The 23689-nt window shown below is 60.9% G+C and carries 23 protein-coding genes, 1 tRNA gene and 3 pseudogenes; 15 read left to right on the forward strand and 12 right to left on the reverse strand.

The genetic code is table 11. The features are described from left to right. The first annotated feature begins 23 nt into the window (after positions 1 to 23). The 5 genes from NWI_RS03755 to NWI_RS03775 are packed head-to-tail and all read left to right on the forward strand — an operon-like array spanning position 24 to position 3889. Entirely contained in the window at positions 24 to 473 is a 450-nt protein-coding gene (locus tag NWI_RS03755; RefSeq protein WP_011314047.1) for a hypothetical protein, read from the forward strand. Continuing rightward, positions 470 to 1744: a relaxase/mobilization nuclease domain-containing protein gene (locus tag NWI_RS03760; RefSeq protein ID WP_011314048.1), complete on the forward strand. Its 1275-nt coding sequence runs from the start codon at positions 470 to 472 to the stop codon at positions 1742 to 1744. The genes NWI_RS03755 and NWI_RS03760 overlap by 4 nt, the downstream gene beginning before the upstream one ends. A 38-nt stretch (positions 1745 to 1782) precedes the next feature. After that, on the forward strand, positions 1783 to 2292 hold the full coding sequence (locus NWI_RS03765; protein ID WP_148203771.1) for a hypothetical protein: 510 nt from the start codon (positions 1783 to 1785) through the stop codon (positions 2290 to 2292). Next, positions 2289 to 2513, forward strand: coding sequence for a hypothetical protein (locus NWI_RS03770; RefSeq protein ID WP_041344721.1), 225 nt, complete (start codon positions 2289 to 2291; stop codon positions 2511 to 2513). The genes NWI_RS03765 and NWI_RS03770 overlap by 4 nt, the downstream gene beginning before the upstream one ends. Then, positions 2510 to 3889 (forward strand): type IV secretory system conjugative DNA transfer family protein, encoded by a 1380-nt coding sequence (locus NWI_RS03775; protein ID WP_011314050.1) that lies wholly within the window; start codon positions 2510 to 2512, stop codon positions 3887 to 3889. Before NWI_RS03770 ends, NWI_RS03775 begins: the two co-directional genes overlap by 4 nt. Before the next feature lie 25 nt (positions 3890 to 3914). Here the strand turns inward: NWI_RS03775 and NWI_RS03780 are convergent, their stop codons facing one another. Both NWI_RS03780 and NWI_RS03785 read right to left on the reverse strand, forming a co-directional pair. Next, on the reverse strand, positions 3915 to 4250 hold the full coding sequence (locus NWI_RS03780; RefSeq protein ID WP_011314051.1) for a helix-turn-helix domain-containing protein: 336 nt from the start codon (positions 4248 to 4250) through the stop codon (positions 3915 to 3917). Then, positions 4247 to 4564: a type II toxin-antitoxin system RelE/ParE family toxin gene (locus NWI_RS03785; RefSeq protein ID WP_202943784.1), complete on the reverse strand. Its 318-nt coding sequence runs from the start codon at positions 4562 to 4564 to the stop codon at positions 4247 to 4249. Before NWI_RS03785 ends, NWI_RS03780 begins: the two co-directional genes overlap by 4 nt. Positions 4565 to 4915: 351 nt before the next feature. Here NWI_RS03785 and NWI_RS03790 point away from each other — a divergent pair, with 351 nt between their 5' ends. Beyond that, positions 4916 to 5545, forward strand: coding sequence for an outer membrane protein (locus NWI_RS03790; protein WP_011314053.1), 630 nt, complete (start codon positions 4916 to 4918; stop codon positions 5543 to 5545). Positions 5546 to 5955: 410 nt separating this feature from the next. Here the strand turns inward: NWI_RS03790 and NWI_RS03795 are convergent. After that, positions 5956 to 6207: pseudogene (locus tag NWI_RS03795) on the reverse strand (integrase core domain-containing protein); the annotation flags it as partial. 33 nt (positions 6208 to 6240) lie between these two features. Between NWI_RS03795 and NWI_RS18445 the strand changes: the two are divergent. The 3 genes and pseudogenes from NWI_RS18445 to NWI_RS18540 all read left to right on the forward strand — a co-directional run. Continuing rightward, the gene (locus tag NWI_RS18445; RefSeq protein WP_283805211.1) at positions 6241 to 6366 is read left to right on the forward strand and encodes a hypothetical protein; all 126 of its coding nucleotides are present in this window, start codon (positions 6241 to 6243) and stop codon (positions 6364 to 6366) included. Positions 6367 to 7206: 840 nt separating this feature from the next. Beyond that, positions 7207 to 9498 carry a hypothetical protein gene (locus tag NWI_RS03800; protein ID WP_011314055.1) on the forward strand — a complete coding sequence of 764 codons (2292 nt, stop codon included), beginning with the start codon at positions 7207 to 7209 and terminating at the stop codon, positions 9496 to 9498. A gap of 1237 nt (positions 9499 to 10735) precedes the next feature. Then, a pseudogene (locus tag NWI_RS18540) lies at positions 10736 to 11749 on the forward strand (recombinase family protein); the annotation flags it as partial. A 499-nt stretch (positions 11750 to 12248) separates the two neighbouring features. Here the strand turns inward: NWI_RS18540 and NWI_RS03825 are convergent. Further along, positions 12249 to 12333: transfer RNA gene (locus NWI_RS03825), tRNA-Leu, on the reverse strand. A gap of 252 nt (positions 12334 to 12585) precedes the next feature. On the opposite strand from NWI_RS03825, the gene NWI_RS03830 reads away from it, so the two are divergent. After that, a complete protein-coding gene (locus NWI_RS03830; RefSeq protein WP_011314058.1) occupies positions 12586 to 13110 on the forward strand; it encodes a disulfide bond formation protein B in 525 nt (174 codons plus the stop codon). A 187-nt stretch (positions 13111 to 13297) separates the two neighbouring features. Here the strand turns inward: NWI_RS03830 and NWI_RS03835 are convergent, their stop codons facing one another. Further along, positions 13298 to 13570 (reverse strand): PsiF family protein, encoded by a 273-nt coding sequence (locus NWI_RS03835; protein WP_011314059.1) that lies wholly within the window; start codon positions 13568 to 13570, stop codon positions 13298 to 13300. A gap of 177 nt (positions 13571 to 13747) precedes the next feature. On the opposite strand from NWI_RS03835, the gene NWI_RS03840 reads away from it, so the two are divergent. Together NWI_RS03840 and NWI_RS03845 are read left to right on the forward strand one after the other, a co-directional pair. Beyond that, positions 13748 to 14188 (forward strand): hypothetical protein, encoded by a 441-nt coding sequence (locus NWI_RS03840; protein ID WP_041344736.1) that lies wholly within the window; start codon positions 13748 to 13750, stop codon positions 14186 to 14188. Between the two features lie 6 nt (positions 14189 to 14194). Then, positions 14195 to 14863 (forward strand): DsbA family protein, encoded by a 669-nt coding sequence (locus tag NWI_RS03845; RefSeq protein WP_011314061.1) that lies wholly within the window; start codon positions 14195 to 14197, stop codon positions 14861 to 14863. Between the two features lie 37 nt (positions 14864 to 14900). Here the strand turns inward: NWI_RS03845 and NWI_RS03850 are convergent, their stop codons facing one another. Together NWI_RS03850 and NWI_RS03855 are read right to left on the reverse strand one after the other, a co-directional pair. Beyond that, positions 14901 to 15323: a group III truncated hemoglobin gene (locus NWI_RS03850; protein ID WP_011314062.1), complete on the reverse strand. Its 423-nt coding sequence runs from the start codon at positions 15321 to 15323 to the stop codon at positions 14901 to 14903. Further along, entirely contained in the window at positions 15320 to 15502 is a 183-nt protein-coding gene (locus tag NWI_RS03855) for a hypothetical protein (RefSeq protein ID WP_041344738.1), read from the reverse strand. Before NWI_RS03855 ends, NWI_RS03850 begins: the two co-directional genes overlap by 4 nt. 103 nt (positions 15503 to 15605) lie before the next feature. Between NWI_RS03855 and NWI_RS03860 the strand changes: the two genes are divergently transcribed. After that, complete coding sequence (locus tag NWI_RS03860; protein WP_011314063.1) at positions 15606 to 16058, forward strand: RrF2 family transcriptional regulator; 453 nt, start codon at positions 15606 to 15608, stop codon at positions 16056 to 16058. Between the two features lie 117 nt (positions 16059 to 16175). Here the strand turns inward: NWI_RS03860 and NWI_RS03865 are convergent, their stop codons facing one another. The 4 genes and pseudogenes from NWI_RS03865 to NWI_RS03880 all read right to left on the reverse strand — a co-directional run bounded on the left by NWI_RS03865 (position 16176) and on the right by NWI_RS03880 (position 20495). Next, a complete protein-coding gene (locus tag NWI_RS03865; protein WP_011314064.1) occupies positions 16176 to 17147 on the reverse strand; it encodes a S1C family serine protease in 972 nt (323 codons plus the stop codon). A 141-nt stretch (positions 17148 to 17288) separates the two neighbouring features. Continuing rightward, complete coding sequence (locus NWI_RS03870; RefSeq protein ID WP_041344740.1) at positions 17289 to 17846, reverse strand: HNH endonuclease; 558 nt, start codon at positions 17844 to 17846, stop codon at positions 17289 to 17291. 354 nt (positions 17847 to 18200) lie between these two features. Then, a pseudogene (locus NWI_RS03875) lies at positions 18201 to 19731 on the reverse strand (ATP-binding protein). 110 nt (positions 19732 to 19841) lie between these two features. After that, positions 19842 to 20495, reverse strand: coding sequence for a DNA-3-methyladenine glycosylase family protein (locus NWI_RS03880; RefSeq protein ID WP_011314066.1), 654 nt, complete (start codon positions 20493 to 20495; stop codon positions 19842 to 19844). Positions 20496 to 20541: 46 nt separating this feature from the next. Between NWI_RS03880 and gluQRS the strand changes: the two genes are divergently transcribed. Both gluQRS and NWI_RS03890 read left to right on the forward strand, forming a co-directional pair. Then, positions 20542 to 21414: a tRNA glutamyl-Q(34) synthetase GluQRS gene (gluQRS, locus tag NWI_RS03885; protein WP_011314067.1), complete on the forward strand. Its 873-nt coding sequence runs from the start codon at positions 20542 to 20544 to the stop codon at positions 21412 to 21414. Positions 21415 to 21535: 121 nt separating this feature from the next. Further along, positions 21536 to 22792 carry an ATP-binding protein gene (locus tag NWI_RS03890; protein ID WP_011314068.1) on the forward strand — a complete coding sequence of 419 codons (1257 nt, stop codon included), beginning with the start codon at positions 21536 to 21538 and terminating at the stop codon, positions 22790 to 22792. Here the strand turns inward: NWI_RS03890 and NWI_RS03895 are convergent. Beyond that, on the reverse strand, positions 22719 to 23612 hold the full coding sequence (locus NWI_RS03895) for a YihY/virulence factor BrkB family protein (RefSeq protein ID WP_011314069.1): 894 nt from the start codon (positions 23610 to 23612) through the stop codon (positions 22719 to 22721). The two genes, NWI_RS03890 and NWI_RS03895, sit on opposite strands and share 74 nt — an antisense overlap. Positions 23613 to 23689 lie beyond the last annotated feature (77 nt).

The following is a 23689-nucleotide window of genomic DNA, read 5'->3' on the forward strand; positions in this document are numbered from 1 at the left end:
CCATCGCTGTAGGGATTGTCGCTATGCCCCTCAGCGCCGATTTCGACCGGGTGGCCATCCTGGCCGCCGAAGGCGGTCGTCAGAATGCCGTACGGTCGCCGCCCAAAAAGCGCCTTCCACCGTTCAGCATCCGCCTGAGCCCGGAGGAACGCGCCCGCCTGGCTGTTGAGGCTGCGGGCGCTCCGCTGGGCGCGTACATCAAGGCCAGGGTGCTGGGCACGGTGCCGGTGGAGCGCAAGCGCCGGAAAGTCCTCACCATAAAGGACAGGGAGGCGCTTGCGCAGGCTCTGGCGCTGTTGGGCCGTTCTCATCTGTCCAGCAATCTCAATCAGCTCGCCTACGCCGCGAACATCGGCTCGCTGCTGGTGACGCCGGAAACCGAAGCCGATCTGCGGGCCGCGCTCGCCGATGTCCGGGAATTGCGCCGCCTGCTGCTGACCGCCCTGGGATTCAGGCCGGAGGGGCGGTCATGATCCTGAAAGCCTCGCAGCGCGGCAGCGGCCAGAACCTCGCCGCCCATCTGATGCGCACCGATGATAACGAGCATGTGCTCGTCCATGATCTGCGCGGCTTTGCCTCGGACGATCTGCATGGTGCGTTCAAGGAAGCGGAAGCCGTCAGCCATGGCACGAAATGCCGCCAGTATCTGTTCTCGCTCAGCCTGAATCCGCCGGAAGCGGAAAACGTCCCCATCACCGTCTTCGAGGACGCCATCGAGCGGATCGAAGGAAAGCTCAAGCTTGAAGGCCAGCCGCGCGCCATCGTCTTCCATGAGAAGGAAGGCAGGCGTCACGCCCATTGCGTGTGGTCGCGCATCGACGCCGAAACGATGACGGCGCGCCAGATGTCGTTCTTCAAGCAAAAGCTGATGGGCGTCTCGCGAGACCTCTATCTGGAAAACGGATGGAAAATGCCGCGTGGGCTGGAAAACGCGGCGGAACGCAATCCCACGAACTTCAGCCTTGCAGAATGGCAGCAGGCCAAACGGCAGGATATCGATCCGCGCTGGCTCAAGACGACGCTGCAACATTGCTGGGCGCGCTCCGATAACGAACGGTCATTCGTGCGCAGCCTCGAAGAGCATGGCTTCTTTCTCGCGCGCGGCGACCGGCGGAGCTTCGTCGTCCTCGACCATAATGGCGAGGTCTGGTCGCTGGCACGCTGCCTCGACCTGAAGAGCAAAGAGGTTGCGGCACGCCTCGGCGATGCCGCCGCCTTGCCGAGCGTCGAGGTCGCAAAGGCATCGGTCGGCGCGCGCATGACCCCCGCCCTCCGCCGCCACGTCGAAGAATCCAGGGCGCGGTTTCAGAAGCGATCCGCCACGCTCGGCCAGCGCAGGATGGAGATGACGCACCGCCAGCGGGCCGAGCGCGCGCAGCTCAAGGCAACGCAGGAAACCGAATGGCAACGGGAAACCCGTGCGCGAGCGGAGCGCCTTCCCAAAGGGCTGCGCGGCCTCTGGCATCGGATAACGGGAAAATACCAGCAAGTCCGGTCTGAGAATGAGCGGGAGGCGCAACGCACGCAGGAGCGACATACGGGTGAGCGTCAGACCCTGATCGACCGCCAGCGCGATGAGCGCTCTCTATTGCAAAAACAGTTCAGGGAATTGCGGTCACAGCAGGCCGCGCTTCTTCTCGAATTACGCAAAGACATCGGGCGCTACCTGCGCATGGCGCGCGCCCGTGCGGACAGTGCCGCGCTTTCCAGACGCAGAGGCTCCAGCCTCAGACTCCAACGGTAAAAAGGAGATCGCCCATGTCTTCGAAGAACAACGACGAGATGACCGGAATCGTCATGGTGTTCGCGCTGATCGGCGGGATGGTTTATGCCGCCATCCTGGCTGTCGGCTTTCTCATCATCCTCGGCGTTGCCGTTGTGACTATCGGCTTCACGATCCTGTCGCTGATCGCCTGGAACCGCCCGGTTCGGGCTTTCGGCCAGGTTATTACACCTGAGGAAGCACGGCGCTTCATCAAACAGGGCCTGCACGGACTCTGGATGTTTCCGTTCGCGCTTGCGCTGCTGGAGTGTTTTACGAGTCTGCGGGTGAACTGGGATTATCTGTGGGTGTACCTCTTCATCGGTTATGCGATGGGATCGCTCGGCGTGGAATGTATCCCCACGCATGACGAAAACGGCCAGCCCCTGATCGAGATACTGCCGCCGGACTACCAGCCGCCCCGGCAGGAAGTGCTGCTTCCTCCTGCACGGGAGCCCCGGCCCGCGCCGGAACCGGAGCCAGAGCCATTCCGGTTTGCGAGCTGGGATGATGAGGAGCGCGCATCATGAACAGGCTGGTGCAGGTCTATCAGTTCGTCTGGATGCTTGAATCCCATCATCAACAGCGCCTTGCGTGGGAAGACGCCGCGCAGGCGCGCATCGCCCGCGCACGAGCGGAAGCGCAGGCCGAGGCCCAGCTTCGCGCCATGCTGGACGCAAACCCCAGCGGCCAGCTCGGCCATTCCAGATTGAACGACGAAAGGGCGCTGCGTGAGGCGGGACTGCTATGAACGGCCTTGCACGATCCTACGCCCATATCCGCCAGGGGATCGAACTCGGCTTCTTTCGCGGCAGGCCGCTGATCTATGACGGTACCGAGCCGGTCGCCATCGACGCCCAGGCCGGAAAAGGCAAGCTCACACGGTTTCTCGGCGTCAATCTGGTGTCGCCGCGCACGGCGCATCTGAGCAAGATCATCACCGATCCGAAGGATGCCGAACTTGCATGGGTATCGTGGAAAACGCTTGAGCGGCAAGGCTATCATGTGCGCTTTATCAATGCGGGCAGGCTCTACGGTTATCCTTCCGAAAGCTATAATTTCAACACGCGGCTTCTGGAAATCGCCTCGATCCCAGCGCTGCGAACTCTGGTGGGGGAGGCCGCGTACGATGCCGCGAGCTATCTCGTGCCAGTCGATCCGAACCCCCATCACAAATGGATCGGCCAGGGCGTGCGCACGGCCTTCGCGCTCTACAACAAGATCACGGCGCTTTATCCTTCCGAACGTTGGCCCTGCACGGTTGGCGGGCTTTGGGATTTCTTCGGGCGCGCGCCGGATGAGATTGCGGACGATCTACTGGTGTGGGCGTCTGATTCCCGCATGGAGGAAGACTGGGGCATGTGCCGCCTGGTCGCGGGCCTGACCGCTTCGACCGATCAATGGAACGCCTATTCCTCGACGGTGGTGGAGCGGCTGCAAGGTTTCCAGCCGGGATCGGCGGCGCGAACCGTGACCGAACGCAACAGCTTCGATCCCGCCGACATGAAACGGGAGAAGACGGCTCTCTTTATTATTGGGTCGGCCCGCTCGGACACGAGCCGGAATTTCGTGGGTGCGATGGCGGCGGCGGTCATCGAGCGTTTCGCGGATGCGCATGGCACGCTGCGGGCGCTGGTCGTCGGCGAAGAATGGGGGCAACTCTATGTCAGCAACTTCCCTGAAATCCTCACCCTCTACCGGCAGGGCGGGATCAATTTCCTCGGCGTCTTCCAGAACGCTGCAGCCCAGATCGAAAACCGCTACGGGCGCGAACTGGCCCGCATCTGGCGCAAGGCGGTCGCGCATACGCTCTATCGGGGCTTGCCAGATACCGAAACGCTCAAAGACATCGAGCACCGCTCGGGCCGCACCTCGGTCATGGTGCGCGGATTCAACGTCAACCAGAACCAGGTGAACGGCTCCGGCGACAATCTCTCCGAACAATCGAGGCCGCTGCTCCAGGTGGAAGACATCCGCCTTGCGACCGGCGGTGAAAGCGCGCTGCTCGAATCCCGCGATCAGGGGTATTTCACGGTCGATATGCCGAATTTCTGGGAGCGGCCTGAAATGAGCGGGATGCTGCGCGATGTACGCGAGAAGCCCGATAAATATGCGTGGCTCGCGTAGAATTCTCTTTCTAATGCTTCCCGCACTAAACGTTGGTCGGAACGGGTTGGCCCAGCGGTAGGCGCGGTCGAACGCTTACGGCCACCTCGACCTCCTGTCCCAGCAGAGTCAGGATCGTCATAAGCCGGTCAAGCGTGAACCGCCCTAGATTGACGCGGCGGATACGGGAAAAGTCCGCGTGGCTGATTCCGGTTGCGTCTTCCGCCTTCCGGGTTGTCCAGTGGCGGTCATCGAGAATCTTGATGATCTCAGATGCCATCAGCGCCTTGGCTTGCAACAGATCAGCGTCGTCGCGGCCAAAATCGCGGAAGACGTTGCCGCTGCCATGGACCAGTTCCGTGTCGTCGTTTTTGATACTCATTTCAGCATCTCCTTCAATCTTTTGATCCGCTCCAGGATCAGGTCGGTCTCCTGCTTCGGGGTTTTGATGCCGCTCTTGGATTTCTTCTGGAAGGCGTGAACCACCCACAAGGCATCCTTGAACTGCAACGTATAGACGGCCCGATATGCGTCGGTACGATGGCGCAAAGCTACTTCGTAAACGCCGGAACCAAGGCCCTTCATCGGCTTTACATTGCCCGGAAAGCTGCCGTCCGCCGCAACGGTGAGAGCCGCCAGAATGTCGTCCTGCGCTCCTTGCGGGAAATCCTCAAAGGTCTTTCGGGCAGCCTTCATCCATGAGATCGGCCTTGTTTCGCGGAATGTAATCATCTGCCCCTATGGTGTCAAATATGCCACCAATGGTCAAGATAATTCTGTTCACGGTTCGATCCGAGAGCGCAGTAATGTATCTGTTCACTGGAGGACAAGGGCGACGCAATTTTGCTTGGAAATCAAACAAGCTTGTGTCTATTTGTCTGAGCCGGAACTTTCCGGTCCAGGAATTTCCTTGGCCCCGCCACCTAGGCGGGGCTTTTTTTTAAGTGCTAAACGTTAACATTTTAACCCAGTGTGGCAGACTCGCTACAGCACTATCTGAGCTTTTGCTTTTGATTAGAAACCATCGATTCTAACTTCGAGGTTCCCATGAAAAAGATTCTTCTGATCACCGCAGCTGTGTTGGTCAGTGTACCGGCTGCTTCTGCCGCTGATCTCGCGCCGCGTCCTTATACCAAGGCTCCGCCCTATGTGCCCGCTCCGATCTACAACTGGACCGGCTTCTACCTCGGTGGCCACATTGGCGGTGCGTTCTCAAACGGAAGGGACGGCGTGTTCCTGGGTGGTGTGCAGAGCGGATGGGATCTCCAGTTCGCACCGAATTGGGTCTTCGGCCTCGAAGGCAGTTACAGCTTTCTCGATTCCGGGATAGCCGGTGCCAATCTCGGCCTTGGTTCGGCTACCGCACGGCTAGGCTACACGTGGGGGGGGCCAGCTCTATTTTACGTGAAGGGCGGCTATGGTACAGCCGTTTTGCGGGGTAATAACGCTATCTTCGGGATCAACCCAAACATCGGTCTTGACGGCTACACCGTCGGCGCTGGTCTCGAATATATGTTCACCCAGAACTGGGCCGGTAAGGTTGAGTACCAGTATTTTGATTTTGGCAGAATTGCAGGTACCAACATCAATCTGGACACCCATACCGTCAAGGTTGGACTGAACTATCGCTTCAACCTTGGTGCTCCGGCCGCTGCCCCGTATGCACCCGGATACTGATCTCATTACATGCTGGTGTGAAAAGGCCGGCAATTTTTAGGCTGTGTGAAAATACTGGAGGCTCTGGCATTTGCCAGGGCCTCTTGTGCTTTCAACGCCTCGCAATCGGCGGCATCTTAAGCGCGGATGCCAGCGCAATCCAGAATAGCACTGGTATAGGCTAGCTACCATGCATGGCGCCGCACTCCCCGACTCGCGATAAGGCCCGTGCCGATGGGCAGGAGTAGCCCCAGGTAGCCATAGGCAAAGATGGCCATCAGCATCGCGCGCACTGCCAGCGCTGCCGCCGAGGCGATAGCCGTCACTCGATACGCGACGATATAGGGCGTGCGGAAATCATGAGTTCGCGGGTGCCCTTGATTTCGCCTCAACGCCCGATGACCTGACCCCCAGCTTTCCTCCATCTGGGATTAGAGCCGGGTGGTTGTTTTGCGCATGAGCGCGGTTGAAGCAATGGGCTGCGTAGCGGAGCCCGTAGGGCGTAGCGAAGCAGGCCATTGCTTATCCAGTTCGGCAGCGAACGCCGCCGGTGTCGCGTATCCGAGCGATGAGTGCGGTCTCTCCCGGTTGTAATCCTCGACCCAGGCCGCGATCTCGACCCGCGCGTGGGCGAGGCTGTGGAACAGCGTCTCGTTGAGCAGTTCGTCGCGCATGCGGCCGTTATCGGCAGGCCGCGCGTTCTAACGGATGAACAATTGCAGGAGGCGCGCTGGCGCATAGAGGTCGGCGGCAAGACGACTGCCAGCGTCGCGCGCGAGATGGACGTGCCGCAATGGACGTTGAGCCGTTCTCTCCGGCGGCAGGTTGAAACGGTGCAATGAAGAAACGAGCGATGGGGTCACGGGAGAGCGCAATCTTCCCGTGCCGGATGCCGCAAGCGGAATGGCGGTCGTGGGTCGAGGGGCGCGAAAGCCCTCGTCAGGGTTCCAAGGGGCTCGAAGGCTCTTTGGTCGCAAGGGTCAAGGGAAGGCCGATGCCTTCCTTGTCATGGGGTGTTGGGGCAGCACGAAGGCTCCCCGACTGGTGATGCAACGGCCAAACGGTGCGAGTGCTCAACCGGCGATACGGTTGAATGGTGTTGTAGAGGCTCGATGCCTTGGAAACACCACGGCCTGGGGGATGCAACGGGGGCGCGCAGCGGCCCCCTTGCCAAGATTGCGGTACTACACCGCACATCTTGCGATTATCAGAACCCTCCTGAAGCGCCAGTGGTGACAGGTTCATACCGGGAGATGCAGCCCGATGAAGCAGGCCGGGCATTGCACGGCAAGCAAGACTTACCTGTGTGAGAAGACGTGACCGTACCCTCGGCCCGGCTACATGAGGCGGAGGCGGTTATTAGACTAAAGTCCTATCAATCAGCAACTTATGGAATATATTCCGATTATTCTTCCAAGAACCGGATAATTGTCTTACAATTATATTGATGTGTGCGGGTAGTCCGCCTGCATCGGGGCTTCAAAACCTCTTTTAGATCAGCGGCTGGCATCAGCCGTTATATGGTGCTTTTCCTGAACTGTATTTGGATGAGCATCGTTGATGCTGCTCGGTCTCAAGACCGGGTGGCAGTGGCGTATGTCCAGTGGCCCTCGGGTCTAAAGGCCATTGTGCCGTTTCTGATCTAACGGTTTTGAACACCCGGTCACCAGGGACTACCTCTGGTGATTTTTTTTGTTTTCGGGGGTTCAGTGGATCAGGGGTATTTTTCAGAACTTTGCTTTCGACTGCTGCCTTTTGCCTCGCCTACCTGCCTCGATACCCTTTTTCTCGTCAACGCCGCGCTGGCGTTCATGTTTATAATCGGCGGCGTCGTTGGCGCGTGCCTTTATCATCTCCGGCAGACGCGGAAATCGAAAGCGACTCCCCCACAAAAGGTATCTGCGGGCAGAAGCGAAGCCGGAAACGTCTTTTTCGCCATCTTCGCGGCTGTGGGCATGGTTGCATTACTCGGCGTGGCGCTGACAAACCTCATGCAGGGTCCGATTACATCCGTATCGAAGGTAACGCGCGCCAATATCGCGCAAAACGATATGCAGGCGGCGGTGGCCGTGATCACGCAGGCGTCGTTCGTCGCGCCGGACGCGGATTGCGACGATGACGGCTTTATCGAACCTTTGCCGTTCCGCGATGCAGAAGCCGCGCCTGCACCTTCCGGCGGCGGGCTTCTTCCCTTCAGCACCGCCGTCAACCGCCGCGATCCGTGGGGCACGGATTACGGCTATTGCGTCTGGGATCATGGCGGAAAGGTTCTGGACGATTCATGCGGCGGCGCGGACGCCATGCGCAGCGGCGGGGGCAATACGCAAGAGGCCGCCGCCATCGCCGTGATGTCGGCGGGGCCGGACAAGATATTTCAAACCGCCTGCGAAGACTGGATCGACAACGATACGCCCGTTGTGAACAAGGTTTCGGGCAGCGACGATATGTGGCGCATCATTCCCTATGCGCAGATGATGGTGCCCGCCAGCACGACCAATGCCCGCTTGCAGGAACTGCCCGATGGAGCCTGCAATGAAAACACGATTGGCATCATGCGGCTGTTTTTGGGGACCGCGCAAATTTGCCTTGCAGACGGCTGGGTGGAGATCGACGACGTGTCCGTCGAGTCGGCGGGGGACTTTATCGACATCACGGGGGCCGAGCCTGCAAGTACGGAACACCTGTCGGGGACGATTTCTTTCAGCGGCTTTCGCGGAACGCGGCCCCTGACCGTGCAGGGCGCGGCAGTCCTTTTGATAAACGGCAATCCCGTCACCGCGCCCGCCGCCGTATCGGACGGCGATACAATCGAGCTGCGGGCCGATGCGCCAGGCAACCCCGGTGAAACGTCCACGTTCTCGATCATGATGAGCGGCATCAGAAAAGAATGGAAGATCGAAACACGGGCGGCCTATCCGCCAAGCCTGTCGATCACGCCGAACGCGGCGGCCATAAATGTCACCGGCCCCGGCAATCCGGCTTATAGCGATCTTACCGGCTTTGTCGTGCGCAATACGGGCGAACAGGCGACGGGCGTTTTACAGGCGGCGCAGCTGGTGCCCCTCTCGAATTACGAGTTTTCAGGCGATGGCGATGATTGTGGGGGCGTGACGTTGGAACCATACGCGAAAAGCGCGGCGCAATGCACTGTCGATATCAGGGCGAAATCGTCGGGCGAAGCAATCCCATCCGGCACGCTGACCGTAACGGACGGCGCATCGGCGAATGCGACAGCGACATTGTCGGGAACGGCAAACGGCTTTAACTGCACGCTTGCCGGGGTGACGGTCGCGCACGGTGCGTCCAGTACCTTCTACTCCGCCACAGCCCACACGGACTGTGCAAGCGTGAGTCAGACCCGGACCTGCAACAGCGGCGTGCTCAGCGGATCGGGCAGCTACCAGTATGCAAGCTGCGACACGCTTGCAAACTGTACGCTCAACGGGGTGACGGTCGCGCACGGTGCGTCCCGCACCTTCTACTCCGCCACGATCCACACGAACTGCGCGAGCGTGAGTTTGAGCCGGACTTGCAACAACGGCACGCTTAGCGGATCGGGCAGCTACCAGTATGCAAATTGCAACGCGCCTGCAAACTGCACGCTCGGCGGGGTGACGGTCGCGCACGGTGCGTCCCGCACCTTCTACGCGGCCACATCCCATTCGAACTGTGCAGGCGTGAGTCAGACCCGGACTTGCAACAACGGCACGCTGAGCGGATCGGGCAGCTACCAATATGCAAGTTGCACGCTTGCCTGCGTTCCGTACGCGGGGCAGGTTTGCGGGTATTCTTGTAGGAATGAATGTGTGACAGCTTGTGGCGATTGCGCTGTTGATGGGCAATGGGCCGTGAATTTTGGCTCACTGTGGGGGTGGATATGCATTCAGGGATCGGGGAGTGGGTACGGTTGCTTCCCAGGTGGAAGCGGGACGACGCCGACGCGATACTATGCATGTGACGGGAGCTGCAATTAAGACAATTCGGATGCAGCCCTACCGGCCCTATCTACATCCCGAGCCCGTGTATGACCTTGCTGACAGAGGCGTTGGCCTTTCCTCAAAATTTTCCAGCCTGTCCTTAGAATGGCTGCCGCAGTAGTAGCGCCCACAGATAGGCAAAGAACGCATCCTGTGGGTTAATGTGCAGTTCGTTGATGAGAATGTCGCTGTCCTTGTGGATGTGGCGCGGATCGAAGGGCCGTGTTGTGGACGCTCCGGTATCGACCTCTGCCTGTTTGAGTGCCTCCCATATCTGGTAGCGCCGCTTCGGCTGCATCCCGTTGAAGCGCAACAGCCGGATCGCCTTCTCGACATTCTTCGGCTCTGATGCGGGCAGCCGCTCAAAACCCTTGAGATGCTGGGCGCACAGGATGCGGTGAATCCGCTCGATGGCGTGCAGGTCGTGTAGATGCTCCGGCACGCCGCGATGTTTCGGGTTGAATACCTCCTTCAGCGGGTGCGGTTCGTCGCCGAACTGCGGTATGAACAGTCCATGGTCGCGCATCCGCTCTCGCAGCCGATGGAAGATGAGATTGACGGTCGGGGCGCTGAGCTTTGTCGCCTTCACCGTCTCCGCCGCCGTTAGGTCGCGGGCGAAGCATTCCACCACGCGCTTCAGCCGGTGTTCGGAAATTTTCGCGTTCCGGTAACGGCGGTTTTTTGGTGTTGCTCCAGGCACTTGGCGGCTCCCCGAAAGCGCCCTTCCTCGCCCTTTCCTTGCTGAGAGGTTCGACACCCTTGCGAGGGCAAGGATAGGCTTGCCGCAGGATAGATCGAAGCCGGGTAGTTCACATAATTTCCATGATCGCTGATGGCTTCGACAACTTCGCAAAGGAATATATTCCTTGACAAGTTCCCTTTTTGTTCTGTATGCTTCTGCTCGTCCTGTGACGGCAGAAAGGAGGCAGGCATGAGCGACGATGACTTTTCTCCCTACCTTCATCATCTGGTGCACCTCGACCTGCCGCTGGAGGCCAAGATCGAGATGTTGCGCGTGCTGCAAGTAATGATGCGCTCCTTCGTGGATCGCGCCTTCGGTGACGATCCCGTCCAGCTCGCCCGCAGGGATGGGGATGAAATCCGAATTGAGCGTGAAGCTGATTCCTCCGCTGTGGTACCCTTGGAGGATCACAACAGCACAGAAGACAAAGCCCAGACGGATGCGTTCACGCAACGCGCAGACAGGGCAACGCGAAAGGAGAACGTCTGATTCATGAAAGCCACCACGTCCCAGAAGGCCGTCATCTATTGTCGCGTGTCCAGTAAGAAGCAAGTCCGTGAAGGTGACGGCCTGCGCAGCCAGGAAACCCGCTGCCGCGAATATGCGGCCTATAAAGGCTATGAGATCGTCGGTGTTTTCTGCGACAGCGTGACCGGCAGCAAGAAGAAGCGCCTGGGGCTCTCCGCCGTGGTGAAACACCTCAAGGCGCACCGCAAGGATGGTTGCGTCGTCATCATCGACCACATCGACCGCTTTGCCCGTGACGTGCGCTGGCATTGGGACTTGCGCGATCTGCTACGCGAGGCGGGCGGGAAGCTGGAAAGCCCTTCCATCGAGTTCGGCGAGGATGCGGATAGCATCCTGCGTGAGAACCTGCTGGCCTCGGTTTCGCAGCATCAGCGCCAGAAGAATGCAGAGCAGACCCGCAACCGCATGCGCGCACGGGCGATGAATGGCTATTGGGTGTTTCAGGCTCCGATGGGCTACCGCTACGAGCGCGTTGCCGGACACGGCAAGATGCTGGTGCCGCAAGAACCATTGGCGTCGATCATCGGGGAGGCTCTCGAAGGCTACGCCTCGGGCCGCTTCGAGGGATTGACGGAAGTGAAGCGATTTCTGGAATCCCAGCCCGCGTTCCCGCGCAACAGTAATGACGAGGTTCACATCGAGCGAATCTCGGAGATTTTCTCGCGCCCGGTCTACGCAGGTCATATCACCATCGAGGACTGGGGCCTTCGGTTGGTTCCCGGCAAGCATAAGCAGCTGGTCAGTCTCGCCACATGGCAGGCTGTGCAGGATCGGCGTTCCGGCACGGCAAAGGCTCCGGCGCGGGCCGATATCAGCGAAGACTTCCCGCTGCGCGGCTTCGTCTCCTGCGGCTGCTGCGGCAAGCCGCTGACCGCTTGCTGGTCGAAGGGCCGCAGCGCCCGCTATCCCTACTATCTCTGCGATACGCGGGGCTGCCCGGAATCACGCAAGTCGATCCGCCGCGACGCGATCGAGGGCGAGTTCGAGACGCTGCTGACCTCGCTCAAACCGACTGAGGGATTGTTCAATGTCGCCTTCGCGATGTTCCGCGATCTCTGGGAAGCGAAGCTCGCGAGCCAGCATTCTCAGGGCGGTACGCTTAAGAAGGAAATCGCCCTGATCGAGCGCAAGGTCGATGCGTTGCTAGACCGGATCGTGGACGCGGACAGTGATTCCATCGTCAGAGCCTATGAGAAGCGCATCCGTGATCTCGAAACGCAGAAGGCTCTGATGCGGGATCGTATCGCGAATTGCGGTAGGCCGCTCACCAGCTTTTCCGAAGCTTATCGAACCGCCTTCGACTTTCTCGCAAACCCTTGCAAACTCTGGCACTCGGAGAAGATCGAGGATCGCCGCGCCGTGCTCAAGCTGGCCTTCGCCGAGCGTCTGATCTACGTGCGCGGGGAGGGTTATCGAACCGCCCAATTCTCCATGCCATTCAAACTCATAGGAGGTGCTGAAATGAATGAAAAAGAGATGGTGCCCCTGGCCGGAATCGAACCAGCACTCCTTGCGGAACTCGATTTTGAGTCGAGCGCGTCTACCAGTTCCGCCACAGGGGCATTCGCGAGTCACATCCGAATGCGGCCATGACCTTACGAAGCGGAGCGGACTATAGCGGCCGATCCTTGCCGGTCAACCCGGCCGCGCTAGGTGTGATGTTGCGTCAGGGGGGGCTTGGTCCGAAGGACCGCGGAAGGCGGCGGGCTGCCGGCTCGACAGCGGCAAGGCTCGCGGGCTATAGAGCATCTCCCGGCTAAGCGGAATCTGGTTCGTGAAGACAACGCGTCAGACCAAATGATAGAGCGCCCATCGTGAAACCCGCCTCCGCAGCCGGCAACAGAAAAACCGCTTTCGCTGCGGCGCTGGCCGTCGCCTTCATCGCTGCGGCGACCCTCGCAGGCGCATGGTTCTTTCAGCTTGTGCTGGAGATCCTGCCGTGTCCGCTCTGCCTTCAGCAGCGCTATGCTTACTACTTTGCGATCCCTTTCGCCCTGCTTTTGGCCTTTGCCATCGCGAAGGGCGCGCCACGCTGCCTCATCATACCGCCTCTCGCCGTTCTCGCGCTGGCCGCGCTGGGCAACGCCGGGTTCGGCGCCTATCATGCCGGAGTGGAGTGGGGCTTCTGGCCGGGGCCTGCCGAATGCAGCGGATCGGTGCTCGATCTGGGCAAGGGAAGCCTGCTTGAAAATCTCGACAGAGTGAAGGTCGTGCGTTGCGACGAAGTGCAGTGGCGCTTCCTCGGCCTGTCGCTGGCCGGCTACAACGCGCTGATCTCTCTGCTGATGGCGGCAATCGCGGGATGGGGGATCGCGGCTTTGGCGGGCAAGGTTCGGTAAGCCAGAGTTTGGGACTCTGTGTAGACGGTCTTGGGACTGGCGGTCCTGATTGACGGACTTCGCTGGCGGAAGAACAAAGCGGCGCGGTTTGCCGCCCGCATCCGCTCGCAAAAATACTGGAATCGATCACACGATGATTGAGGATCGATTTGATCCACAATCATCGTGATTAATCTAATGAGCGGGATCAGTTCGGCTGGGCCGCCTTGGCCTTGCATTCGGCGCGGAATTTCTTGCGTTCCTTGCCGCGCAGGCCCTTGGCGTCGGCTTCCTTCGTGCATTCGAGCGAAGCTGTGGAATTCGCCTTCTGGGCCTTCTGGGTCTTGTGAGCCTTCTTTGCGGTGGACGCCGCCTTTGAAGCCGCCGCGGGCGCTTCGGTTGCGGGGGCTTGGGCGAATGCCGTTGCGCCAAGCAGCAGCGATGCCGCGACGACCGCTATGACGCGGGGAAACATGGTCATGGGAAATCCCTCAGGTTGATGACGGCCGCACCATCGCGGAGCCGGGCTGAACGGTGGGTGAACGGCGGCGAGCGGATTGCTGTTTTGAAGCGCTTCCTTCACGCGAACCGATTTCCACTTCGCCCGAAACGCGATAGGATCGATCCACCATCCTTCAGGCCCCGGAAAGATAGAGTCATGACAGGTTATCTAAAACTGCTTGGCGCCGTGACGGCGTCAGGTCTGCTTGGGCTTTCGGCGTTGCCCGCCGACGCGCTGACGGCGCAGGAGTGCAGCGCCAAGTATCAGGCCGCGAAATCAGCGGGCACCCTCGACGGCCAGAAATGGAACGATTTCCGCAAGGCTCATTGCGGAGCGGCGGCGACGGCCCCGGAGGCGGCCGAAGCGTCCGCGCCGACGACCGCAGCAGCTCCTTCGGCCACGTCAGCCGACAACGCGGTTTTCCCATCTGCGGTGTCGTCGAAATATGCCGGTGAATCCGCTGGCAAGGCGCGCAGGCATACCTGCCTCGATCAATACAAGGCCAACAAGTCCAGCAACGCCAATGGCGGGATGAAATGGATCATGAAGGGCGGCGGCTACTATAGCGAGTGCACCAAGCGGCTGAAGGGCGCCTGATCGATCATGCCGGAATCGCGGGACCCGTTCGGCGCCCCGACAAGGCGCGGGCTGCTGCGAGCCTTCGGCCTGGGAATGGTGACGGCGGGTCTGACGCACGCGCCGACACTGGCCGAGACGCCTGACAATATTCTGACGGAAGCCCGCGTGTTGCGCGACCCGGAAATTCCGGCGGCGGGCAATGCGCAGGGCGACATCACGATCGTCGAATATCTCGATTTCAACTGCTCCTACTGCCGCAAGCTCGCGCCGGGACTCGCTCAGGTGGTGCGCGACGACGGCAAGGTCCGGCTGATCTTCAAGGATTGGCCGATCCTCGGCCCCGTCTCGGTCTATGCGTCGCGTCTGGCGCTGGCGTCCAGGTATCAGGACAAGTTCGTCGTCGCGCACGAAGCCCTGATCAATACGCGTTCACGTCTGACCGAACCGCGTGTTCGCGCATTGATGGCTGATGCGAAGATCGATGTAGATCGCGCGATCAAGGACATGGCCGCCAACGCCGGCGCGATCGACGCCGTTCTGAAGCGCAACAACGATCAGGCGGCGGCCTTCGGATTCAACGGGACGCCTTCATTCATTATCGGGAAGTTCCGCGTGCCCGGCGTACTGACCACGGCGCAATTCGTCCAGGCCATCGCGGACGCGCGCAAGGCCGTCGCCGCGAAGACCAGGTGAAAGCATACGGACCGGCGCGGACGTCAGGTCAGCAGGCTCACGTCGCGTTCGTGGAAGCCTGCGGCGGCCACGGCCGGTCAGGCCGGTAGAACACCGCGATCTTCAGGCTTTCAGCGATGCGTTCGGCCTTTTCCATGAAGGCCGCGCGGATCGGCTCGTCGCACAGTTCGCGGCAGGTTTCGTCGAAGAGCGCGAGCCATTGGGTGAACAGATCCGGCCTCATGCCCGGTATCGCCATGTGCTTCATCATGGGATTGCCCTTGTAGCGGCCGGTGGTCAGCATCACCGAGGACCAGAACGCGTACATCTTCTCAAGATGGTGCGGCCAGTTATCCTTGATCTTGTTCTCGAAGACCGGGCCCAGCTCGGCGTCGGCGCGCACCTTCGTATAAAAGGCGTCGACGAGCCGGCGGATGCCGTCCTCGGTTACATCATCCATTTTGTCGGACACGAGTGTCATACGAGAAACGCCATTGCGATGACGCCGGCCACTGTCCAGATCAACGAGTTAACCGGCATATGGACCAGATGGGAATAGTCCCCGGAGTTATTGCGAGTTCCGAGAGCGTTGCAGACGGCTGTCCCCGGCAGCAGCAAACGCTTCGCGACGATGCCGCTGACCGTGGCGCTCTTGCTCATGAAAAGCTCCTCTACAAAAGCCGGTGTTTCTATACATCGGCGGTTGCACAAAAGCAATATCTTGAATATAGCTTTTACGTGACCATCTCGCGGGGAAGTATGCATGCGCCTCACCACCTATTCGGACTACGCGTTGCGGGTGCTGATGTATCTCGCGCTCAAGTCCGATGGGCTGTCGACCATCGCCGAGATCGCCGGAAGCTATAACGTTTCCGAGGCTCACCTGATGAAGGTGGTTCATCAGCTGGGGGTGGCGGGATATATCGAAACCGTGCGCGGTCGCGGCGGCGGACTGCGTCTCGCCAGGCCCGTCGAGGCGATCGGGCTGGCGGAAGTCATTCGCATGACCGAGCCGGATATGGCGGTCGTGTCGTGCCTGAAGCCGCTGAACGCGCCCTGCAAGATCAATCCCTGTTGCGTGCTCAAGCGCGCGATGGAGCGCGCGCAGCAGGCTTTCATGGATGTGCTGGAAGGATATACGCTGGCCGATCTCGTGGTCCCCAGCGGCCGCCTTTCGAATCTGCTCGGCATCTCTCCGACCGCGTCGACGCAATAGAGCCTTTTCGCTTCTGATGTAATCAGAAGCGAGGCTCCATATTGTTGTTTTGACGCGTTTTCTTCATGCGAACCGGTATCCACTTCGCTTGAAAACGCTCTAAAAGCCAGGTTGTGCTCAGTGGAGTCTCGGCTTCTTCAGCATCCGCGCGCGGTCGGTGGATGTCACCACCACGTCGAATGTGTCTCCTTCGCGATGAAGCGTCAACGGCACGTCGACGCCCGCGGGGCCCAGCGCCCACAATTTGCGATAGAGCTGGGCCGCGTCCGTTACTTTTTCTCCCTTCAGCGCGAGGATCGCGTCGCCGGCGCGCAGTTCGGCGCGATCTGCCGGTCCTTTCGGTACGATGCCGACGGCGGTCACCCTGTTTTCGACCTCGGCGACGTAGATCCCGAGCCAGGGGCGGGCGGGCCTGTTGACCTTTCCAAACTTCCGCAGGTCGTCGAGGACGGGCTTCAGCAGATCGATCGGCACGTTCATGTTGAGATGTTCGCTGCGGCCGCCTTCCTCCCGCTCGAGTTGCAGCGAGCCGATTCCGATCAGATCGCCCGAGGCCGAGATCAAGCCGGTGCCGCCCCAGTTGGGGTGCGCGGGGCGGGTGAAGATGGCTTGATCGATGAGGTATTCCCAGTAGCCGGCGAACTCCTCCCTTGAGATGATCCGGGCGGCGAGCGAACGGGAGCGTCCGCCGACTCCGGCGACCACGACCGGGTCATTGACGCTGGCGGCGGCCGACGAACCCAGCGGCAGCGGTTCGAGATCGAGATCACCGAGTGCCTGCACCAGGCCGAAGCCGCTTTCCCGATCGACGCCGACCGTGTCCGCCTGAACCACGCGGCCGTCCGCGAGATGCAGCCATACGGTTTCCGCCTCGGTGATGACGTAGCCAATCGTCAGAACGAGGCCGTCGTCGATCACGACGCCGTTCCCGGCCCGCTCGGTGCCGAGGGTGTCCGCCGTGAGGGCATCGGGCGGAACGAAGGAATGCAGCCCGACGACGGCGGACAGCGTGCGGTCCAGATCGAAACGATAGTCCTCCGGACGCGGCTGAGCGGAGCTTGGCACCTTCCATTGCGTCAATGAGGCCATCCGGGTACTCCGTGGCGGTGCGTATGCCAGAGTCTGATTCAACCACGTTGAATCCGATTCAACCATGTTGAATCACACTCGTCGCTTATTGAGAAAGCGGGATGCCGGCAGAAAACCACACCATGCTTTTCCCTTCTCGCTTCAGGGATCGAGTTCGGTGTCCCAATACAGATAGTCCAACCAGCTATCGTGCAGATAGTTCGGCGGGAACAGCCTGCCGTTCCGGTGCAATTGATGCACGGTCGGCGCGAACGGCGCCTGGCGTGGAAACATTCCGGCCTGTTGCGGCGTCAGGCTGCCCTTGCGCAGATTGCAGGGCGAGCAGGCCGCGACGACGTTGTCCCAGGTGGTTTGACCACCCTTGCTGCGCGGAATGATGTGGTCGAAGGTGAGATCCTCGACGGCCGTGCAATACTGGCACATGAACCTGTCGCGCAGGAATACGTTGAAGCGGGTGAAGGCGGGGTGGGTCGATGGCTTCACGAAGGATTTTAACGACACCACGCTCGGAAGCTGGATTTCGAATGATGGGCTGCGCACCGCGCGATCGTAGCGTTCGACAATGTTCACGCGATCAAGGAACACTGCCTTGATCGCGTCCTGCCACGACCAAAGAGACAGCGGGTAGTAACTCAGCGGCCGGAAGTCTGCGTTCAGGACCAGCACCGGCCAGCCGCCCTGTGAGACATGCGCGTTCAAATAGCGCCTCCAGAGCACTTTCCTGGCAAAGTCACACGCCGGTTCGCCGCGGAAAATGCATCTATATTTATACTTATGCCTGAATGAACTCTGACCGCAAAACCGGCACTTTGCGGAGCACCCCCAGTTCCATATTCCGGCCGCATCGACCCAGAGACGGCCCAGGACGACATACTACAGGCAGCGTGACGGGATTGTGAAGAGCGCAAGCTCTGCTTTTCGGGTGGACCACGCTCGCAAGTGGGCATGGGGGACTGCCGCCGGATCGAAGCGCGCTTGCCCATTCCATCTCTTACATTCTCTAATAGCCTCCGCGCGACGCGAAGTGGAAACCGCTACCTTGATTGATTGCAGTTACGGAGGCGCCGGCTGTGGAGACAGCCTGGCGAGGGCCTGGCTCAACTCATGAATCGCGTAGGGCTTGCGCAGAACGTGAAAATCCAGCGGGTGCCCGGCAAGCGTTTCGCTATAGCCGGTGGCCAGCAACACCGGCAGTTGCGGATGCGTCGTGCGGAGCATCTTCGCCAGACCGAGACCATCCATTTTTCCCGGCATGACGATGTCGGTGAAGACGAGATCGATTCCGTTGCGTTCGATTTCCAGCAAGGCGGCCTCTGCATTGCTGGAAATCCGTACGCGATAGCCCAGCTGCTCAAGCAATCCCGCGCTCGCCTCCGCGACATCCGGATTATCTTCGACGAGCAGGACCGTGCCGCCTTTTGCCCCGCGGCGGCTCGATCCGTTGCTCTCTATGCAAAGCATTTCGGCGCGCGGAAGATAGAGCGTGACTGTGGTGCCACGTCCGAGCTCGCTCTCGATCGCGACATGTCCGCCGGCTTGATGCGCGAAGCCGTGCACCTGTGATAATCCGAGCCCCGTTCCTTTTCCGGCGGGTTTCGTCGTGAAGAACGGGTCGAACACCTTTGCAAGAACATCCTTTGGAATACCGTCACCGGTATCCTCGACTGAAATGGCGACACAGCATTCTTCGGCTTCGTCCTTATTGGTCGTGTTCTGCGCCTTCACGATAACGCGCCCGCCGTCGCTCATGGCGTCGCGCGCATTGATGACCAGGTTGAGCAGCGCCGTCTCGAATTCGGTTGCATCGATCGTGACCGGCCACAAGTCGTGGGTGGTGTCGATATGCAGAGTGATCGCATTGCCGAGACCGCTCTGAAGAACCTGGGCAATCGAACGGATGCGTCTGGAGATATCGGTCGGCAAGGGATTGAGGCTTTGCCGGCGGGAGAACGTCAGCAGTTGCTTGGTGAGCGTGGCCCCGCGTTTCGTCGCCGTCTCGATGGCGTGAACCGCCCGCAGTGCTCTCGGATCGTTCTCGACGATTTTTTTTCAGGGTCTGGATATTGCCGCTGACGATCATCAGCAGATTGTTGAAGTCGTGAGCGACTCCGCCGGTAAGCTGGCCGAGCGCGTCCATTTTTTGCGATTCCGCAAGCTGCCGTTGCACCCGCTCGAGCTTCTGCTGGGCCTCACGGCGTTCTGTGATGTCCCGCGTGACCTTGGCAAAGCCGATGAGGTTTCCGAAGTCGTCGCGAATGGCGTCGATCACGACGCTGGCCCAGAAAAAGGAGCCGTCCTTGCGAACCCGCCAGCCCTCTTCGTCGTATCGGCCGGTCGTGCTCGCGATTTTCAGCGCCCGGGCGGGCCGGCCGGCTGCGCGGTCCGGGTCGGTGTAAAAAAGCGAGAAATGCTGGCCGATGATTTCGTCGGGCCGATATCCCTTGATGCGTTCAGCACCTGCGTTCCAGTTGATGACGGTTCCCGTGGGATCAAGCATGAAGATCGCGTAGTCGATAACCCCCTGAACAAGAACGCGATGTTTGCTATCGAACAGGCTCTTGTTGTTCTTGTGATTTTTTGACATTTCGCGGTGCTTGGTCCCACAGCCCGTCAGTATAATCGTCATACAATCGATAAGTTCCAATTCTGGACCAGGCGCGGCGTCCCTAACTTTGCCGACACTGCACCTATCGTCTATTTCGTTTGGGGTACGATACCTTCTCTGCGTTTGATGGCCCTGTAGTATGCCCACCAAAGATGCGCCGCTGCGCCCCGCAGCGGTCGCCACGGCTCCGCCAGCGGCATCATCTGTTTCGGCGTGGGCCGGGTCTTCAGCCCGAATCCGGCCCTGATTGCCTCCTGAAGCGCCACGTCGCCTGCGGGCCAGGCGTCGCCATGGCCAAGGCAGAACAGCAGATAAACGTCGGCGGTCCACGGTCCGATGCCCCGATACCGGACCAGCGTTGCATGGGCGGCGTCGGCATCCTCCTCGGTAAGCACGTCCAGGTTGAGCCGGCTCGCCGAGATCTCGCGCGCGAGGAGCTTCAGCGTGGCGATCTTCGCCGCCGACAATCCCAGCCGGGCCAGCCGGTCGACGCGCGCCTTGCGGATCGCATCGTGATGGAACGGCGCGAAGGCGGCGCTGAGCCGTCCCCAGATCGCGCCCGCGCTTGCGGTGGACAATTGCTGGCCGCAGACGATGGCGGCGAGACCTTCGAAACCAGGCTCGCGCCGGCGCAGGGCGGGAAGGCCGGTGCGCGCGAGGATGGGTTTCAGGCGCGAATCCTGCTTCACCAGCGCGCCGACCGCGTCGTCGAGATCGGATTGGGTTTCCAGGCGAACCGTCATTCGTTAGGACTTCAGCCGTCACGGCCGATTATGCAAGCAAGGATCAATGCCGCCACCCGTTTTCCGTTTCGCGCCGTCGCCGAACGGCTTTCTGCATCTCGGCCACGCTTTTTCGGCGCTCATGAATTTTGAATCCGCCCGGCGGGGGCAAGGGCGTTTCCTGCTGCGGATCGAGGACATTGATGCAGCCCGGTGCCGTCCCGAGTTCGAAGCGGCGATCTATCAAGATCTCGCCTGGCTTGGCCTGTCGTGGGAGACGCCGGTGCGGCGGCAGTCGGAGCACCTTGCCGACTATCGCGCGGCGCTCGACCGGCTGGCCGCGTTGGGGTTGCTCTATCCGAGTTTCGAGAGCCGCGCCGAGATCGCGGCCCTGGTGAACGCGCGTGAGATGGATGGAGGCTGGCCACGCGACCCCGACGGCGCTCCGCTCTATCCGGGAACGGCGAAATCGCTCGCGGCGACCGAACGCGAACGGCGGCTGCGGTCCGGCGCGCCCTTCGCCCTGCGTCTGGATATGGAGGCGGCGCGTCGGCTCGCGGGCGATCTTACCTGGATAGAGCGGGGCTCCGGGCCGGACGGGGAGACGGGCGAAATTCTCGCGCGCCCGGAAGCCTGGGGTGACGTCATTCTCGCCCGCAAGGATATCCCGACCAGTTACCATTTGTCGGTCGTGATCGACGATGCGCTCCAGGGGGTGACCGAAGTGACGCGCGGGCAGGATCTGTTCAGGTCGACCGCCGTGCACCGGCTGCTGCAAGAAATCCTGGACCTGCCTCAGCCGGTTTACCGTCACCATGATCTGATCCGCGATGCCGAGGGGAAGAAGTTGTCCAAGTCGTCAAGAGCGATTGGGTTGCGGGAGTTGCGGAGCGGCGGAATGACAACCGCGGAGCTTCGCAGCCTTGTCGGCCTACCTTGAAACCGCCGCAACGCGGCTGCGTTGGTTAGCCGTAAAGCATCTTCGCATGACAAACCCATCCACGACGTGACTCGCGCGTTCGAGCCGTGGCATGCTGGCGTGGGGTGGGGAAAGCAAGATCATGGCGCCGACATCGCGCGGGTTGCGCAAGCCGCGGAAGCCTACGAGGCGACCGGCGAAGAAGCATGTTCCGAAGACGCCGGCGAAGCCTGCAAAGGCGGGGCGGCCGCGTTCGCAGTCAACGTCCGGCGTCGTCGAGGACGCGCTCGCCGCGTTTGCGCATGAAGTGCGGACGCCGCTCACCGGAATTCTCGCCGTCAGTGATCTGCTCGCCACCTCCGATCTCGGCGAGCGCGAGCGGCGCTGGGTCGAGACCATCAAGGCCGGCGCCGATCATCTCGCCAGCCTGGCGACGCTGTTCGTCGATGCGGCGCGAAGCCGCCGTTCGGCGCCGGGCGGACGGCAGGATTTCTTCGATCTGCGAGCGCTGGCGCGCAACGCCGGCGATTCACTGGCCGGCCGCGCAACCGCCAAGGGCCTGCGCTCCACTGTTGAAATTTCAGACGGGTTGCCCGCGTTCGTGACCGGCGATGCCGTCCGCCTGCGTGCGGCGCTGGAGAATCTCATCGACAATGCGGTCAAGTTTACCGAGCAGGGTGACGTCATCCTCAAGGTTACGGCGTCGCGACCGTCAGAAGGAAAAACAGGCGTGACCTTCGTGATCTCCGATAGCGGGATCGGCCTGTCGCTCACCGAGATCAGGCGGCTGTTCCGGCCGTATTCGCAGGCCAATGTCTCGATCGCATCGCGCTTCGGCGGCGCCGGTCTCGGGCTCTCCTCGGTGAAGCAACTGGCGCGCGCGATGGGGGGAGATGTCACGGCGACGCAGCGGCGCGGCGGCGGCACCACGTTCACGTTCACCGTTCTGCTGACGCCAGCCGAGGGACCGGTGGCGATTCAGTCCGGCGACGATCTCCACAGGCCGTCGGATGTTTCCGGTGCGCTCCGGATTCTCAGTGTTGAAGATAATCCGTTTGGGCGCGTCGTGCTCAACACGATCCTTACCGAACTCGGCCATCAGGCGGAGTTCGTCGGACGGGGCGAGGATGCGGTTCAGCGCATCGCGCAAGGAGGGTTCGATGCGGTGCTGATGGATATGGTGCTGCCTGGAATCACCGGCATCGAGGCGATCGGGCGTATCCGGGCGCTTGATGCGCCGGGGGGGCGCGTTGCGATTATCGGCGTGTCCGGCAGGAGCGACGATGAGGCGGCATCGCGGGCCGCCGGCGGCGATGCGTTTCTGGTCAAGCCTGTTTCTCCCCGGGCTCTAGCGACTGCGCTGCTTGAAGCGAAACACCGCGCGGCAACCGCGACTTGATGATCGCCGCGTTCAGTTCGCCGCCGAAAACGAAGATCGCGGCGATGAAATAGAGGAACACCAGCGCGATGATGACCGATGCGAGGCCGGCATACATCGTGACGTAATTGTTGGCGAAGCGAGCAAGATAAAGGCCGAAGCCGACGCCTGATATCAGCGAGGCCAGCATGGTGAAGATGATGCCGGGAATGATCTGCACGAAGGATCGCCGGCCCGCCGGCAGCCACGCGTGCAGGATCACGAGCGCGGTGAACATCGCAAGGATGGTGATGCCGTAGCGGGCGATGTTGAGCAGGCTTTCGTTCGATTCGACGATCAGCGGGACATGGCGTCTCGCGGCGGCGATGATCAACGGACCGAGCACGATCAGGAACGCCATCGCCAGCGTCGTCACCGCGGCAACCAGCGTATATCCGATCGATTCCAGTCGCAGCCAGTACCAGCGGCGCGGCTCGATCACCGCATAGGCGCGGTTCAGGGCGACCCGCAGGCTTTCGACGCCGTTCGAGGCGAAGTAGACCGCGAGCACGAGACCGACTGTCAGCGCATCGCCGCGCGACGTCGTCAGCACGTCGTGGATTTCTCGCGACAGCGTATTGGCGACCTGATCCGGCCAGATCTGCAGCATCAGGTCCGCCGCCTGATCGGCGAGTTCCTTGGAGCCGAAGAAGCCCGCCAAAGCCGTCAGGACGATCAGAAACGGGAATAGCGCCATCAGCGCCGACAGCGCGATATGGCTGGCGATCGCCCAGCCGTCATCGGCAAGAAACGTGTAGAAGGCGTCCGTTCCGATCGTATAGAGGTCTCGGATTTGTCTCACGTTTCCACCTCGGCGACGTCGAGCGGCGCCTCATCGGCGACGTTTACTATCTGATATCAATACATAAAAGCCAAGAT

This window comes from Nitrobacter winogradskyi Nb-255 (assembly GCF_000012725.1).
Lineage (GTDB): Bacteria > Pseudomonadota > Alphaproteobacteria > Rhizobiales > Xanthobacteraceae > Nitrobacter > Nitrobacter winogradskyi.

What these genes read in the sequence shown, in the direction of transcription:
- NWI_RS03755 (WP_011314047.1), top strand. Translation starts at nt 24, where the DNA reads ATGCCCCTCAGCGCCGATTTCGACCGGGTGGCCATCCTGGCCGCCGAA.
- NWI_RS03760 (WP_011314048.1), top strand. Translation starts at nt 470, where the DNA reads ATGATCCTGAAAGCCTCGCAGCGCGGCAGCGGCCAGAACCTCGCCGCC.
- NWI_RS03765 (WP_148203771.1), top strand. Translation starts at nt 1,783, where the DNA reads ATGACCGGAATCGTCATGGTGTTCGCGCTGATCGGCGGGATGGTTTAT.
- NWI_RS03770 (WP_041344721.1), top strand. Translation starts at nt 2,289, where the DNA reads ATGAACAGGCTGGTGCAGGTCTATCAGTTCGTCTGGATGCTTGAATCC.
- NWI_RS03775 (WP_011314050.1), top strand. Translation starts at nt 2,510, where the DNA reads ATGAACGGCCTTGCACGATCCTACGCCCATATCCGCCAGGGGATCGAA.
- NWI_RS03780 (WP_011314051.1), bottom strand. Translation starts at nt 4,250, where the DNA reads ATGAGTATCAAAAACGACGACACGGAACTGGTCCATGGCAGCGGCAAC.
- NWI_RS03785 (WP_202943784.1), bottom strand. Translation starts at nt 4,564, where the DNA reads ATGAAGGCTGCCCGAAAGACCTTTGAGGATTTCCCGCAAGGAGCGCAG.
- NWI_RS03790 (WP_011314053.1), top strand. Translation starts at nt 4,916, where the DNA reads ATGAAAAAGATTCTTCTGATCACCGCAGCTGTGTTGGTCAGTGTACCG.
- NWI_RS03835 (WP_011314059.1), bottom strand. Translation starts at nt 13,570, where the DNA reads ATGACCATGTTTCCCCGCGTCATAGCGGTCGTCGCGGCATCGCTGCTG.
- NWI_RS03840 (WP_041344736.1), top strand. Translation starts at nt 13,748, where the DNA reads ATGACAGGTTATCTAAAACTGCTTGGCGCCGTGACGGCGTCAGGTCTG.
- NWI_RS03845 (WP_011314061.1), top strand. Translation starts at nt 14,195, where the DNA reads ATGCCGGAATCGCGGGACCCGTTCGGCGCCCCGACAAGGCGCGGGCTG.
- NWI_RS03850 (WP_011314062.1), bottom strand. Translation starts at nt 15,323, where the DNA reads ATGACACTCGTGTCCGACAAAATGGATGATGTAACCGAGGACGGCATC.
- NWI_RS03855 (WP_041344738.1), bottom strand. Translation starts at nt 15,502, where the DNA reads ATGAGCAAGAGCGCCACGGTCAGCGGCATCGTCGCGAAGCGTTTGCTG.
- NWI_RS03860 (WP_011314063.1), top strand. Translation starts at nt 15,606, where the DNA reads ATGCGCCTCACCACCTATTCGGACTACGCGTTGCGGGTGCTGATGTAT.
- NWI_RS03865 (WP_011314064.1), bottom strand. Translation starts at nt 17,147, where the DNA reads ATGGCCTCATTGACGCAATGGAAGGTGCCAAGCTCCGCTCAGCCGCGT.
- NWI_RS03880 (WP_011314066.1), bottom strand. Translation starts at nt 20,495, where the DNA reads ATGACGGTTCGCCTGGAAACCCAATCCGATCTCGACGACGCGGTCGGC.
- gluQRS (WP_011314067.1), top strand. Translation starts at nt 20,542, where the DNA reads ATGCCGCCACCCGTTTTCCGTTTCGCGCCGTCGCCGAACGGCTTTCTG.
- NWI_RS03890 (WP_011314068.1), top strand. Translation starts at nt 21,536, where the DNA reads ATGGCGCCGACATCGCGCGGGTTGCGCAAGCCGCGGAAGCCTACGAGG.